At 49.0% G+C, this 15,673-nt stretch carries 10 protein-coding genes; 7 read left to right on the forward strand and 3 right to left on the reverse strand.

Going from position 1 to position 15,673, the window contains the following annotated elements:
• Window positions 1-36: 36 nt before the first annotated feature.
• Complete coding sequence (locus C8R30_RS00115; protein WP_090665850.1) at window positions 37-2,682, reverse strand: Rne/Rng family ribonuclease; 2,646 nt, start codon at window positions 2,680-2,682, stop codon at window positions 37-39.
• Window positions 2,683-3,443: 761 nt separating this feature from the next.
• Here C8R30_RS00115 and C8R30_RS00125 point away from each other — a divergent pair.
• Window positions 3,444-4,421, forward strand: a complete 978-nt coding sequence (locus C8R30_RS00125; protein WP_181258671.1) for an RluA family pseudouridine synthase — start codon at window positions 3,444-3,446, stop codon at window positions 4,419-4,421.
• Between the two features lie 29 nt (window positions 4,422-4,450).
• On the opposite strand, the gene C8R30_RS00130 is transcribed toward C8R30_RS00125, so the two are convergent.
• Window positions 4,451-5,125, reverse strand: coding sequence for an arylesterase (locus tag C8R30_RS00130; RefSeq protein WP_090665853.1), 675 nt, complete (start codon window positions 5,123-5,125; stop codon window positions 4,451-4,453).
• Between C8R30_RS00130 and C8R30_RS00135 the strand changes: the two genes are divergently transcribed.
• The 4 genes from C8R30_RS00135 to C8R30_RS00150 are packed head-to-tail and all read left to right on the forward strand — an operon-like array spanning window position 5,124 to window position 12,779.
• Window positions 5,124-5,819, forward strand: coding sequence for an ABC transporter ATP-binding protein (locus tag C8R30_RS00135; protein ID WP_090665855.1), 696 nt, complete (start codon window positions 5,124-5,126; stop codon window positions 5,817-5,819). The genes C8R30_RS00130 and C8R30_RS00135 overlap by 2 nt on opposite strands.
• A gap of 48 nt (window positions 5,820-5,867) precedes the next feature.
• Entirely contained in the window at window positions 5,868-7,106 is a 1,239-nt protein-coding gene (locus C8R30_RS00140) for an efflux RND transporter periplasmic adaptor subunit (protein ID WP_146162661.1), read from the forward strand.
• Between the two features lie 9 nt (window positions 7,107-7,115).
• Window positions 7,116-10,220 (forward strand): efflux RND transporter permease subunit, encoded by a 3,105-nt coding sequence (locus tag C8R30_RS00145; RefSeq protein WP_107789251.1) that lies wholly within the window; start codon window positions 7,116-7,118, stop codon window positions 10,218-10,220.
• Between the two features lie 48 nt (window positions 10,221-10,268).
• Window positions 10,269-12,779 carry an ABC transporter permease gene (locus tag C8R30_RS00150; protein WP_107789252.1) on the forward strand — a complete coding sequence of 837 codons (2,511 nt, stop codon included), beginning with the start codon at window positions 10,269-10,271 and terminating at the stop codon, window positions 12,777-12,779.
• Between the two features lie 99 nt (window positions 12,780-12,878).
• Here the strand turns inward: C8R30_RS00150 and C8R30_RS00155 are convergent, their stop codons facing one another.
• Window positions 12,879-13,760 (reverse strand): hypothetical protein, encoded by an 882-nt coding sequence (locus tag C8R30_RS00155; protein WP_107789253.1) that lies wholly within the window; start codon window positions 13,758-13,760, stop codon window positions 12,879-12,881.
• Window positions 13,761-13,873: 113 nt separating this feature from the next.
• Here C8R30_RS00155 and C8R30_RS00160 point away from each other — a divergent pair, with 113 nt between their 5' ends.
• Entirely contained in the window at window positions 13,874-14,593 is a 720-nt protein-coding gene (locus C8R30_RS00160; RefSeq protein ID WP_244887950.1) for a TetR/AcrR family transcriptional regulator, read from the forward strand.
• A gap of 9 nt (window positions 14,594-14,602) precedes the next feature.
• Window positions 14,603-15,646, forward strand: coding sequence for a metal-dependent hydrolase (locus C8R30_RS00165; protein ID WP_107789254.1), 1,044 nt, complete (start codon window positions 14,603-14,605; stop codon window positions 15,644-15,646).
• Window positions 15,647-15,673 lie beyond the last annotated feature (27 nt).

The following is a 15,673-nucleotide window of genomic DNA, read 5'->3' on the forward strand; positions in this document are numbered from 1 at the left end:
TAAAAGCCTGCGATGATGCCGCAGGCTTTTATTACGTCAATCTTTAGTTTCTACTTGAACCAATGGTTCGGATTCGATCGATTTAGGAGCGACAGGTTTTCGCCGTACCCTCTTAGGGAGATCGGGTTCTTCTACCGTCTCGGATACTTTTTCTGGCGCAGTCTCAATCATAACGAGGCCACTTTTAGTCAAATCGGGTAACTCGATTGTCTTGGGTATCTCGGTAGGTGTCTTGGTATGGGTTTGGGTTGATTGAGGTGGCGTGATTTGAGGCGAAGGCGACTCAAGCGACTCAATGGCTACCGACTCTTGAACATGGTCTAATGATGGCTCGGTTTGAGCAGAAAAATCAGGGGACGCTGCCAAGAGAATAGGTGCAGGCTCTGTTTGTTCTGCCGGTTCAAGTGGCTTGCTGGTTTCAGCTACTTCAGGGGCCAAGGGGACGATTTGCGGTGTGACCGTGATGGGATAGTGTGTATCCGGTTGCTTTTCCTCGCCAGTGTCCGTATCAGACTGAACAGGTAGCGCAGACGAAGTTTCTTCTGTTTCGGCAGTATGGGAAATCTGTGGGCGATCTGCACGGGTACGCTGTCGTCCACCTCGGCGACGGCGCGAACGTCCCCGTTCTTCGACTTGTTCGTAGGATGATTCGATAGCAGGGATAACTTCAGCGCTCGTTATTTCTGTTTCAGGGGCTATCTTTTCTTCACGGGGAGAGCGAGCTTGTTTTTTTCGCATCGCATGCTGCTCACGGTTTTTTGGGGCCTTCTCACCAGCACGTTCAGATGTAAGCTGTTCCTGAAGCAATATACCGCTTTCTTCGTTTACTGTTTCGATTATGGGTTCATTGATGTCCTGATGTTTTATTTGTTCATGGGCAAGCGCATCTTTGCCGCGACCGCGACGGTTGCGATCACGACGCCCCCGGCCCCTCTCATGGCGCGATGATTTTTCCTTAGGAATTGGGGGAGTTGCTTCCACTGGCGCATGTTCTTGACTCGTTGGCCTGAACCAACTAAAAAATTTATCAAGAAACGAAAGAGGCTCACGTGGTTTTTCTTCACGTAGCGGAGCAGGTTGTGCTGGTGTCACGCCCTTCACGGCGGCTTGTGGGCGAATTGCCTTGATATCCTGTGTTTTTACGGGGAAAGTAATATCTTCTGCAACTTTTTCAACCATTTCGTAGCTGGCTTGCATTTCGGTAGCTTTAATATCTTCATGGCGTAGCCGGCTGATTTTGTAATTCGGTGTTTCGAGATAAATATTGGGAATCAGGATGATATTGACCTTTAAACGCGCTTCGATGTTATGAATATCAGAGCGTTTCTCATTCAGCAGGAAAGTGGCGACGTCAACCGGCAATTGCACATGAACTGCACTGGTGTGCTCTTTCATGGCTTCTTCCTGAATGATTCTGAGAATATGCAATGCGGATGAATCGGTGCCGCGAATGTGGCCCGTGCCATGACAGCGAGAGCAAGTGATATAGTTGCTTTCGCCCAACGAAGGTCGTAAGCGCTGTCTTGAAAGTTCCAACAGGCCAAAGCGTGATATTTTTCCGACCTGAACGCGTGCACGGTCATGACGCAGGGCTTCATGCAAACGTGATTCCACCTCGCGTTGGTTACGAGTAACCTCCATGTCAATGAAATCGATCACGACCAATCCACCGAGATCACGTAACCTGAGCTGCCGCGCCACTTCATCAGCTGCTTCCAAATTGGTGTTGAATGCAGTGTTTTCGATATCTGTACCGCGAATAGCGCGCGCCGAGTTGACATCGATGGAAACGAGCGCTTCGGTGTGATCGATGACGATTGCCCCTCCTGACGGTAAGGATACCTGCCGTGAATAAGCTGTTTCTATTTGGTGCTCGATCTGGAAACGGGAGAATAGGGGGACATCATCTTGATACAGTTTGAGACGATCGACATTGCCAGGCATGACATGCGCCATGAATTGGCATGCCTGATCATAAATTTCGGGATTATCAATTAAGATTTCGCCAATCTCGTGGTGAAAGTAATCACGAATGGCGCGGATGACCAAGCTGCTTTCTTGGTAGATCAGAAAGACCCCGCTCTGATTTTTGGCGGCTTCCTCAATAGCACGCCAGAGCTGGATCAGATAATTGAGATCCCATTGCAATTCCTCCTCATCTCGGCCGATACCCGCTGTACGTGCAATAATGCTCATTCCAGCAGGAATTTCGAGGTGCGCGATGACCTCACGTAATTCTGTCCGCTCTTCCGCACTGATGCGACGCGAGATCCCGCCGCTGTTTGGATTGTTAGGCATCAGAACAAGATATCTTCCGGCTAGCGAAATATAGGTGGTCAATGCCGCACCCTTGGTTCCCCGCTCGTCCTTATCGACCTGGACGATCAGTTCCAGACCTTCCTTTAGGAAATCTGGAATGCGGTGGCTAGGTAAATCTGCATCCTGCCCAAGGCAGGTAGGAGAAATTTCTTTGTAGGGCAAAAAACCGTGACGGTCTCCGCCATAGTCAACAAAAGCAGCTTCCAGACCGGGTTCTAACCGAGTAATGACAGCTTTATAAATATTACTTTTGCGTTGTTCCTTGCCAACTGTTTCAATATCGAGATCAATTAGCTTTTGTCCATCAACAATTGCGACACGTAACTCTTCAGGTTGTGTCGCATTGAATAACATGCGTTTCATTTTATGCCTCCCGCGCTCATTTCACGGGTTTATCACTGCATACTGCAGCATAATTACCTATCGTTTATACATAATAGAATTTATCGTTCAGATAATTGGGGGTCTTGCTATTAGGAAAGATCTGGATGAGAGGGACTGATGTGGCGCAGCCGTATTGCGCGGCGCTTGGGTTGAATCGTACGATATGCAGCTTTGCCAAAACGAAGAGTTTTGCCAAAACGAAGTTTCGCCAAAACGAAGTTTTACCAAAATTTACAAAGTGCACGTCACTAAAATTTGCTTGATTGGGTTTAGTGGCATGCGCTTTGTTCGTTTTTGTAGGTCTTATGCTTCGAGCGCTCCTTGCAGCGATTTTTTTGCTCACTTATTCAGACCTTCTTTAATTTCCTATTCTTGGAGACTGGCCAATTTCTTGTTTGTATCCTGTTTCCTGTGTGTTTTTAAACAGATTTGGATCAAGCTATACAGGGTTTCGACAAAGTCTATCCCGTCTACGGGGACTACGAAACCAAAAACTAAAATTCATATGTGCTTTGAGCGCGCAAATCAATTACTATCGCTACTTTAGGTGGTGAGCGACATTAACCAAATCAGTGCTGATATTCTTCAGCACTTCAAAATTATCGGATAAGTTAATACTATTCTTAATAATCCTGTATTCATATTCCTCATGTAGTCGATACATGATATCTGTATATGGGTCTAACCGGGAATTTCAGTTGAAAAGTATAGGAAAAATTAGAGCACTAAGCAAAGACATTATGCCAGATATGGCCAAAGTAGAAAATATCGGTGAAGATGCCGATGGGCAGCGTATCGATAATTTTTTCTTTAAACGTTTCAGGGGCGTTCCCAAGAGTCATATTTATCAATTGTTACGTAGCGGTCAAGTGCGTGTCAACAGTAAACGTATTCAGGCAGACTATCGATTGAAGATCAATGACAAAGTGCGTATTCCCCCAATAAAAGTGACACCAAGCGGGCCTTTACAAAGTGGGGGGAAGCGTGTCAAACCTCATTTGACGACATTCGAGATACTGTTTGAAGATGAATATCTATTAGCCATCAACAAACCGTCGGGTGTGGCTGTGCATGGTGGTAGCGGGATAAGTCACGGGGTAATCGAACAGCTCCGTCTACGCCATCCAGACTGGAAATTTCTTGAGTTAGTGCACCGCCTCGATCGGGAGACTTCAGGCGTGCTGTTGCTCGCTAAGAAACGGAGTGCATTGGTCGAAGCACACCGGCAAATTCGTGAAGGTATCGTTCAGAAACGTTATTCGGTAGTGGTTCGCGGTAAATGGCGTAATGCCCAGCAAAATGTGAGACTGTCACTCAGCAAATATGTAACTGCAGAGGGAGAGCGGCGCGTTGCGGTTGTTGCTGAAAAAAATAACGAGCGAAAGGCACTATCCGCGCATACCCTCTTTACTTTGATCAAAAACTGGAAAAATTTCAGCTTGCTGGAAGCAGAGCTGAAAACTGGCCGGACGCATCAAATCCGAGTTCATCTAGCCCATCTTGGTTATCCGATTGCAGGCGATGATAAATACGGTGATTTTGAATTGAATAAGCGTTTATTGAAAGGCGAACTGGGTCTTAATTTAAAGCGAATGTTTTTGCACGCGTGCAAGTTGGAGATGGCGCATCCTGCTACAGGCAAGCCTATTTGTTTGGAGGCGCCACTGACTGATGAATTAAAATTATTTTTACATGAACTGAATGATGAGATTTCTTAAGTTAAGCAACATTATACCAATATAATCAATTAATTATTGTAGGTTGGAACGGTCTGTATCGTTCCTTTTGCGGAAGAAAAACCCGACTCCAGCATGGTATGTAATACGTCCCAAACATTTTCTGTGATGATTTTTTGGGCTGGGATATCCGGGTGGATGCCATCCGCTAAGAAATATTCACGCTTATCACCGAACCCGGCCAGTAAGAATGGAATCAATTTCAATTGATAGCGTTCAGCCAGATCGGTATAAATATTTCGGAACTTTTGTGTATAGGCTATGCCATAATTGGGCGGTAGCTGCATGCCGGCCAATATAGGCGTAGCATGGTATTGTTGGCAAGTTTGAATGATGGCTTCCAGATTATCATGGATAGATTTAATAGATGCGCCGCGCAGTCCGTCGTTACCACCTAATCCGATAATGACGATATCCGGGTGATGTGTTTTGAGCGCTTGCTCGATACGATTGCGACCACCCAACGTTGTTTCACCACTAATGCTGATGTTGACAACCTGATAGCGAGGGGAGAGTGCTTGCATGCGCTGCTTGAGTAAATTGACCCAGCTTGCGTCTGCGGGTAAACCATAACCAGTTGATAAACTGTCTCCTAGAATCATGACAGTGAGCCCACCGTCCGGCTTGGCCATTGCAGTGGGTAGAATATTAAATAAACAAAAAAGAAGGACCAATAATTTTTTCATGATAAATGATCGTGTCATAGAAGCAGCAAATCCTATCGTACGAGCTCACGCCCTAACTAAACAAGTTGACACCGGCGACAATCAGTTGACAATTTTGCAGGATATCCACTTGGAAGTAAATGCAGGTGAGTCAATTGCTGTCATAGGTGCCTCCGGCTCGGGTAAATCTACCTTACTAGGACTGCTGGCCGGGTTAGATGTTCCGACGAGTGGTCAAGTTTATTTGGATGGTGAAGAAATTTTTTTGTTGGACGAAGATGAGCGGGCAGCCTTGCGCAGCAGGCTACTTGGTTTTATGTTCCAATCATTCCAGCTTTTGCCTGCGTTGACTGCGCTTGAGAATGTGATGTTGCCGCTGGAGCTTTCAGGTGTGAACGATGCCCGGCAAGCGGCGCAGGAATTGCTCGAGCGGGTGGGATTGGGGATGCGGCTCAAGCATTATCCGAGACAGCTTTCGGGGGGTGAACAACAACGTGTGGCGATAGCGCGTGCTTTTGTCACACAACCCAAATTATTATTTGCCGATGAGCCCACAGGTAATCTCGATTCGGCGACGGGTGCACAAATTATTCAGCTCATGTTCGAGTTGAATCGGGAGCGTGGAACTACGCTGGTGCTGGTTACGCATGATGAAGCTTTATCCAACCGCTGTTCTCGGCAGATTCGCATGGCGGCAGGCAGAATTGTCAACTGACCTGATTGATCCAAGCTTACTGGGTAGAACTTAAAACGGGTTAGACTATTGCAAGCAACGATTCCCCAAGAAAGTGTAACTGCTCAAACACGGCGTACTAGGCGTTTTGGCGTGATGCTCATCATGGGCTGCTCGCTCACTGTCTCGGCAGTGGGATATTGGTTATTTCGCCCATCCACTTCTGACTTTTCACGTGCACAATCTGAAGTGCATGCTATTCCAGTTATCGCAGTAAGGGCGGTACAACGCGATATGCCTGTCAAATTTAATGCCAAGGGTACGGTTTCGGCTATTCAAACGGTTGAAGTGTATCCTCAGGTGACAGCAACCATCAAAGCCGTTCATATTACAGAAGGTCAATTTGTAAACAAGGGTGAACGCTTGTTTACATTGGATACACGCGCTGAAGAAGCTGGGTTGGCCAAATCTGTCGCTCAGCTTGCTAAAACGCGCGCGGAACTCAGTAACGCCGAGCGGCAACTAGAGCGCCAACGGGAGTTGTTCCATAAAAATTTTATTTCTCAGGCGGCTTTGGATGTGGCCGAGAATCAGGTAGCGATTTTGCGAGGTCAATTACGCTTTGATCAGGCCGCGATCGAAGCTGATCGCGTTGTCCGTGATTATGGCGAAATCGTAGCGCCGATTGCAGGGCGTACCGGCATCATTCGCGTTTATCCAGGCAGCTTAGTGCGGCCTGAAGCTACCCTGCTGGTCAGTATCACGCAAATAGATCCGATTCATGTGAGTTTCGTTCTGCCCGAACGCGAACTGGCTCCCCTGATGCAAGCACTAAACAGAGATGAGGTAAAGGTGACTGCACGGCTAGATTTGCCCAATGCCCAGACACACGTGGGGCGTGTCGTGTTCATCGATAGTGCAGTTGATAGCGCGAGTGGCACGATACGTGTCAAAGCTGAGTTTGCTAATGCTGAGGGTACGTTCTGGCCTGGTATGTTTGCCAATGTGACGCTCATATCCAGCACCCTATCTGATGTACTGACGTTACCTGCACAGGCAGTACAAAACGATATAAAGGGGACATTTGTTTTTGTGGTGGATGAGAATTATCAAGTCAGCCCTCAGCCTGTTCATGTCAGATTGATCCAAGAAGGCATTGCCGTCGTGGAAGGGATTGCGCCGGATGATTGTGTCGTGGTCGAAGGAACGCAAAGTATTCGTCCTGGCAGTATAGTCAAAGACCATGACAGCGAGACAGAAGATAGCAATGATGCCGGACGACAGGGTTGCGGGCAAGGGCCTCATACCAATCGGGCTGTGATCTCTTAGCCATTGACGATGAATCTGGCGGAGCTATGCATTCGGCGCCCAGTGATGACCGTATTGTTATCGTTGACAGCGGTGTTTGCTGGCATGCTCGCTTATAGCAGTGTACCCATCGCTGCATTGCCTCGTTTCGATACACCTACGATTACAGTAACCGCAGCACTGCCGGGAGCAAGCCCGGATACCATGGCTTCGGCGGTGGCCATGCCGCTTGAGCGACAGTTCTCAGCGATTGCTGGTTTGTCTATGATCAGCTCGACCAGTACGCAAGGTAACACCGTGGTTACGCTGGAGTTCAATCAGCACCGTGATATGGATAGCGCCGCCGTAGATGTTCAAGCGGCCTTGCTGCAGGCGCAGCGCTCGCTGCCAGTTGAGATGACGGCGATGCCTTCCTACCGGAAAATCAATCCAGCCGATACCCCGGTTACCCTGCTTTCGTTGACATCGGAAACAATGCCTTTTTCAGCATTGAACGATTTTGCTGACAAGCTGATCGTGCCAACATTGTCTACCCTGCCTGGCATTGCCGAAATAAGAGTGAATGGCCAGAAGAAATACGCGGTACGTGTGCAAGTCAATCCGCTGGCATTGGCCGCGCGCAACTTGACGGTGGATGACATTGCAGCCGCCTTGGCGCAGGCCAATGATAATTCACCCGTAGGGACGCTGGATGGTCCTCGACAGACCTTGGTCATCCAGACCAATCGACAACTCGACAATGCGGCCGCATTCGCCGAGTTGATCGTGGCAGCGACCGCTGAGGGGCATCTTGTTAAGTTGTCGGATGTCGCTAAGGTCGAAGACAGCGTGGAGTCCGTCAAGACTGCAAGCTGGACGAATGGTCAGCCCTCAATCGTCATGCTGGTTTATGCGCAACCTGGGGCAAACGTGGTGGCGATTGCCGATGCGGTCAAGACGGCGTTGCCTGGGATCAACGCCCAGCTGCCTGCTGCGGCTCACTTGGCGTTCTATCTGGATCGATCACAATCGATTCGGGAGGCGATTTTCGATGTGCAAATGACTTTTAGCTTGACGGTCGCATTGGTTATCCTGGTCATGTTCTTGTTTTTGCGCAAACCCACTGTTACGCTGATACCCGCATTGTCACTACCCATATCGTTGCTTGGTACTGTGGCATTCATGCGGTTTTTCGACTATACGCTGGATAATATTTCCTTATTGGCCATTACGCTTGCAGTGGGATTGGTGGTGGATGACGCCATCGTGATGTTAGAGAATATCGTACGGCATATCGAAAAAGGTTTGTCGCCGTTAGAGGCGGCACTACGTGGATCGAAAGAGATCACGTTTACCATCCTCTCGATCTCGATTTCACTGGTGGCGGTATTTATCCCGGTTTTTTTCATGCCGGGTGTCATTGGAATGATGTTTCACGAATTCGCTGCGGTCGTCAGCATCGCCGTTCTCATGTCCGCAGTGGTGTCGCTGACACTTATCCCTATGATGGCAAGTCGCTATCTGGCTATTGATTCGACTGATGGCGGGGTAATGCGATTGACACAATGGTTTGAAAATGGGTTTAATCACTTATTGGCGGCGTATACCTATTTATTGGACAGTGCTTTGCGCTATCGGCGAACCGTGCTGGTTATCGCGATGAGTACGTTCGTTGCGACCGGCGTGCTGTTCGCAATCCTTCCCAAAGGTTTTTTCCCGGAAGAAGATACGGGGCGCATCATGATCGCAATTGAAGCTGCGGAGGATATTTCTTTTCCTGCCATGTTGCAGCTGGTCGAGAAAACAAGCGATATCATCCGGGCAAATCCACTCGTCGATAACAGTATCGCCTTCACGGAGGGGGCGAACAGTGCACGGATGTTTGTCGGATTGAAACCGCGCGGCGAACGCCCGGAAATGCGCCAAGTGCTGGAAGCCTTGCGCCAGGAAGTGCGTGCTATACCTGGTATCAAAATTTTCATGACACCCACCCAGCATTTGCGCATCGGCAGCATGCCAAGTAAAAGCCGTTATCAATATGTGATGCGCAGCGTGCGTGCCGAAGATTTATATGTGGCAGCAGAGGCGATGATGTCGCAGATGCAAAAAGAACATACCATTTTTAGAGATGTCACCAGCGATCTGAAGCTCAAAGGGCTGCAAGCGCGGCTGGAGATCGATCAAGACAAGGCTAGTTTACTGGGTATCGAAATGGCTGCGATCCGTTCTGCACTTTATAGCGCATATGGTGAACGCCAGGTATCGACCATTTTTACTTCGAGTGACAGCTACCGGGTTATTCTGGAGGTTGCTGAAGCATATCGAGTGGATGAAAATGCGTTCGATCATGTTCATGTGCGTGCAAAAAATGGTGCGCTTGTCCCCTTGCCTAGTATTGCCACGGTCATGCGCGAAATGGGCCCACTGGCAATCAACCACGTGGGACAGCTGGCGTCGCTGACTATTTCGTTCAATCTTGTCACTGGCGCAGCCTTGGGGGATGCCGCCAAGCTTATTGGACATTTTGAGCAAGAAATCAATCTTTCCGGCAATATCCTGACGAGTTTTGCGGGAGATGCAGCCGCTTTCCAGTCCACTCAAACCAGCCAGATTGTCCTGATCTTGGCTGCTTTGCTGGTCATGTACGTTTTATTGGGTGTGTTATATGAAAGTTATATTCATCCCATTACTATTCTTTCCGGCCTGCCATCGGCAGCCGTCGGTGCCTTGGGGGTATTGTGGCTGTTTGATATCGAGCTCTCCATCATCGCGATGATAGGTATTCTGATGTTGATCGGGATCGTCAAAAAAAATGCTATCTTAATGATCGATTTTGCACTGAACGCACAGCGCACGCAGCACATGACGCCATACTCGGCGATTCGGACAGCTTGTCTGTTACGTTTTCGGCCCATCATGATGACGACGCTTGCAGCAATGATGGGAGCATTGCCGATTGCCTTGGGGATTGGAGCCGGTGCGGAGTTACGCCAGCCGCTGGGTTTGGCAGTGGTAGGAGGGTTATTGTTTTCGCAAGTGATTACCTTGTTTATTACACCGGTGATTTACCTTTACCTTGACCGTTTTTCTGGAAGTGGGCCGCTGGAAATCGATGAACGATCTGACATGCTTACTTCTTGCAAGGGGGTTGAATAAGAAAGTGGTTATTCCAAAATGCGTTGAGTTTCTGAAAGGACAAATTTTATGAATCTTTTTCGACTTTCCTTACGTATGTTACGGCGTGATTGGCGGGCCGGGGAATTACGCATTCTTGCGCTGGCCTTGATCATTGCGGTGAGCAGTATCACGACAGTCAGTTTTTTTGCTGATCGGGTACAGCTGGCGCTTTCCAGAGAAAGCAATCGCTTATTAGGCGCTGATTTGCTCGTTATTAGCGATCGCCCCTTACCAGCGCACTATGCAGAAAAAGCGCAGCAGTATGGCTTGAAGACTGCAACGATGACGCGTTTCCCAAGTATGACGAGCAAAGATGAAAGCAATCTCCTGGCTGAGATTCGGGCAGTGTCCGATGGCTATCCGTTACGGGGCGATTTGCGGCTTGCTGATCCACCAGACGGTACATTTTCGGAGCAGGTGACCTATGTCGCTCCAGGGATACCTGCACCAGGAACGGTCTGGATAGATGAAAAAATTATAGCCGGTTTGGATATCAAATTGGGTGAGGAATTGGAAGTAGGCGCCGTGCAGATGATGGCTGCCGCGATGATTGCACGTGAGCCCGACCATTCTGTTGGTTTTGTCAACATGGGGCCAAGATTGTTGATGAATGTGAAGGATCTGGCTGCGACCGATCTGATTCAGCCAGGAAGCCGTGTGACCTACCAGTTGTTGGTGGCGGGCGATGAGGAGCGGGTTGCTGGATTCCGTAACTGGGCTCAGGCACAGCTTGTTCCTGGACAGCGCATCGAGGGGATACGCGATTCCCGCCCTGAAATCCGTGCTGCGCTGGAGCGTGCCGAAAAATTTTTAAGTCTGGCTGCATTAGCCAGCGTCGTGGTGGCTGCAGCCGCAGTTGCGTTGGCTGTGCGTCGTTTCATACAGCGTCATCTCGATGGTTGCGCAATCATGCGGTGTCTGGGTGCGAGCCAAGCGACAATATTGCGTCTGTATTCGTATCATCTTGCCATCCTGGGGCTGGCTGCCAGTATTACCGGTTGCGTGATGGGGTTTGCCGCGCAGGAATTTCTCTCGCGCTGGCTGTCAGAGTTAGTCAACACCACACTGCCTTGGCCAAGTGGAATGCCTGCTGTGCATGGCTTATTGAGTGGAATGGTCTTGTTGCTGGGATTTTCCTTGCCTCCTCTTCTCAATTTAAAGCGAGTCCCCGCCTTGCGCGTATTGCGGCGTGATATTGGTAAGACCAATTTGCACGGCCTCGCTGGTTATGCGTTTGGGCTATTTGCGCTCTCCATTTTGTTCGTTTGGGAAGCAGGCGAGTTCCATTTAGGTATTTTAGTCATGCTGGGATTTTTGACGGCCATTGTCGTATTTGCATTTTTAGGGTGGCTGCTGATCAGGTTATTGTTGATGATTAGGCAGCAAGGCACGAGTGCGTGGCGCTATGGGTTGGCCAGTATCCGGCGCCGTACGATAGCGACGGTCATTCAGGCAATTGCATTAGGGTTGGGGTTGATGGCCATGCTGGTGTTGACCTTGATTCAGAACGACTTGCTGAAAGATTGGCGGAGGAGTTTGCCACCCAATACGCCTAATCGTTTTCTGGTCAATATTCAACCCGATCAGTTACAGTCGCTGGCGGCGTTCTTCGATCAGCATGAAATGGATCAGCCGGAGTTCTTTCCTATGGTGCGTGGACGGCTGGTAAAAATCAACGATCAATCTGTGCGCGTCGATGAATATACCGATTTGCGTAAGAAGCAGCTGCTGAACCGGGAATTCAATTTATCGTGGTCGGAAGAAATGCAATCGGATAATGTGATCGTGGCTGGCCGGTGGTGGCAGGACGAAGAAGCTACTCCGGAGAATGAATTGTCGCTCGAAGATGAAGTTGCCAAGACCATTGGTGTCAAACTGGGCGATCGTCTCACTTTTGATATTGCAGGCAGTCCTTATACAGCCACCATCACGAGCCTAAGGAAAGTCGATTGGGACACTTTTCAGGTTAATTTCTTCGTAGTTGCGCGCCCCGGTTCCCTTGAACAGTATCCCATCAACTATGTAACCAGCTTTTATTTGCCGCCTTCGCATGCGGGGATCATGCATGAGTTGGTCAGGAGCTTTCCAAACCTTTTGATCATCGATGTGGCGATTGTGATCGAACAAATACAGCAGATGATTCTGCAAGTATCCAACGCAATTGAGTTCGTATTTATGTTTACTTTGCTGGCAGGCTTGATCGTCATGTATGCCGCGATTTCGGCCACCCAAGACGAGCGTATCTATGAAGCGGCTATTTTTCGTACCCTTGGTGCGAAACGTAGGCAACTGATTCGCGCCTGGGCAGCCGAATTCGCCATTCTTGGCACCTTGGTAGGATTATTCGCCTCGGCTGGCGCAACCGTGTTGGCCTACGTGATCGGCGATTATGCGTTGCACGTATCCTATACCTTTAACCCTTGGATTTGGCTGGTGGGTATTGTGGTGGGAATAATCGGGGTGACCATCGCAGGGCTGCTCGGTACGCGTTCCTCGCTTTCGCAACCTCCCTTGCTGACATTGCGCAGAATTGGATAGCGGTGGTCATTGGTAGGGATTGAAAGCAGAAAGCTATCGTTAACGATAGCTTTCTGTCGTTTGCCTGTTGTACTTGTTACTTAGAACGTGAGACGTGGTTTATTGATTTGGGTTACTGATTTCAACAAATTGACCATTCTGTTTGATCCAGACCTGTTGCGTGAAAGCATCGTAGATGCTGTCAGCGTCCGTTGCGAAGCAATCTGCTACAGCTTGACTTGAATACGTCGATTTGGATGCGAACGTGATAGGCGGGGTAACCGTCGCATAACCTTGTTCAATTAAGCTGGCGAATGAAGCTTCCATCTGTTCGGTCATATCCATGCAAGTATCCGAATTGACCACCAAATTCGTTTGTTCCGCTGGCGCGTTGATGGTGCATTGTTTGAATGTGCCTGTCATGGATGCCAGGGGGTCGGTAGGAAAGCTCGAGCTGAACGTGATGCCACGCCACTCTGCCGAAGTTACTTCACTCGTTGTGAATACGGAAATTCCTGTTTGCGTAGGTTGAGCAGGTGTTTCGCAAAAATTGGTCGTCATGTTGGGAACTTTGATGCATTGCCCATTGGTCGTGATGGTGACGACATTGCCGCTTTGGCTATAAGAAAAGCCTGTAGGCGCATTGGCAGTATTACAAGCGGGAATGCTACCATTACCTCCTGAGTTATTGATCAAGCTGATCATGCCAGGAAGATTGTCGATATAGGTCGGGCTGTCTCCCCAACTGCCGCCCATGACGTAGACGCCGTTATCGTCCTTGTTAACGCCTGCGTAGGTATTGGTTTCGGGATAATATCGGTAAAGCCAGGGCTCCAGGCTTTGTGTTGCACGACGGCTTGGAAAGAATTGAGGATAGGTATTTTCAGCCCAATTGAGCAGTGTTTCGGTATCAGTGGCTAGATCGGCGGATACAATCTGGATATTGCCAACGAGGATAAGTGCGCAAGCCGAAGAAATCAGCTGCTTCAAGCGGTGTTTCATATCAATGGTCTCCCTTTAAGTGTGATGAAATGAATTTATAACTTGGGCGGATAGAGTATCCTATCTTTTTCGGCATGGGAAAGGCTTATCTTCAATTTTTTGAAGGTGGAAGCGTGTCGCCTTTGATCGGGGTGATACGGGAGAAAAAAATATATGAGGAGGTCATGATGGCAGAGAAAGATACGATGCGTGACGCGATTGTCGATGCGGCGGTTGCAATAGGTGCGCGGACTTCATGGGAAGCGGTGCGTCTATACGACGTTGCCGCCGAGCTGGATATTTCCTTGGAGGATATTCGTAGTTATTTTCGTGAAAAGGAGGATTTGGTTGATGCCTGGTTCGACCGTGCGGACGGCGTCATGCTTAAGCAAGCCGAAGCGGCAGATTTCATTGAACTGGTCCCACAGCAGCGTATTCATTGTCTTATAATGGCATGGCTGGATGCCTTGGCGGCCCAGCGCAAGGTGACACGGCAGATGATATTGGCCAAGATGGAGCCTGGACATATCCATATCCAGGTGCCGGCAGTGATGCGTATCAGCCGTACTGTGCAATGGATACGCGAAGCCGCCCAACGCGATGCGACCTTTTTGCGGCGTGCTTTGGAAGAATCCGTGTTGACGACCATTTATCTGATGACTTTTTTTTTCTGGATGCGGGATGAATCGCCCGGATCCAGCCACACACGCCGGTTTCTCGATCGTAATCTCAGCTTGGCGATGTGGGTGGGACAGGCCGTTTATGGCGAAGAAAAGCCAAGTGCGACGCGTACGCCCCCTCATCAAATCTACTTGCCAGCCCATGTGCCAACCAAAGAACCCATTCCTAAGTGAACTGCAGCGATGGATCCGTTGACTCATGCATTGAGCGGAGCTTTACTGGTCCGTGCGGCCATCAGCCCACAGTCGAAGTCGCGCGCACTTCCGTTACGTAACGCACTGATTGCCGGATTTGCTGCGGCAGCCTTTCCCGATATCGATATTGTGCTCAGGCTGATCGACACGCTTACTTATCTCAACTGGCATCAGGGGCCAACCCATTCGCTGGTGCTGTTGCCGTTATGGGCATTTTTGCTCGCGCATGTGTTTTCATTGATTACACGTGGCCGTTATGCGTGGCAATGCTTTTATTTTCCAGTTTGCTTAGGGATCACGATTCATATTGCAGGCGATGTGATCACTTCTTATGGGCTGATGTTGTTCTCGCCTTTTTCCACTGAGCGGTTCTCGGTGCCGCTGGCATTCGTTATCGATTTGTGGTTCAGCGGTATCATTGTGCTGGGGTTGATACTGAGCGGATTGTTCGCATGGGGTCGAATGATGGCTGCTGGTGCGCTGATTTGTCTTGGACTGTATGGACTATTTCTGGCATCGTTACACCAGCAAGCTAACAGGATAGGTGAAGCTTATGCGCGAGAAATGGCGTTGATTTCAGCAGAGATCAACGTTTTGCCGCAACCTTTCTCACCTTACAATTGGAAAATCATTGTCACGCAAGAGGATACCTACCATATCGCATGGATTAATCTCGGATCCAGCCCGTGGATAGCCGCTATTGATGCCGGGTTGCTTTCTAGAATGGCAGCTACATATCGACCCTCGTTATTCGCTGAATGGCAGCAACTTAAACGATTTGGCGCTACCGCCGCAGATGAGCTGCTTGCTCGTGAAGCTTGGCACCAATCTGCATTAACTGATTTCCGTCGATTTGCTGTGTTTCCACAAATGGAGCGTATCGACTATTCTGACAAAGGGATCTGTGTCTGGTTTTACGATTTACGATTTCAGTTTCCTTATCTACCTCCTTCATTCCGCTATGGCGGGTGCAAAAATGAAGGAGCCGACTGGTTTTTACAGCGGCAAAGAGGCACTTTCTGGATTGATTGAATCATTTACTGATAGAGTGGTACCCAT

It is taken from the genome of Nitrosomonas nitrosa (assembly GCF_003051105.1).
Classification (GTDB): Bacteria; Pseudomonadota; Gammaproteobacteria; order Burkholderiales; family Nitrosomonadaceae; genus Nitrosomonas; species Nitrosomonas nitrosa.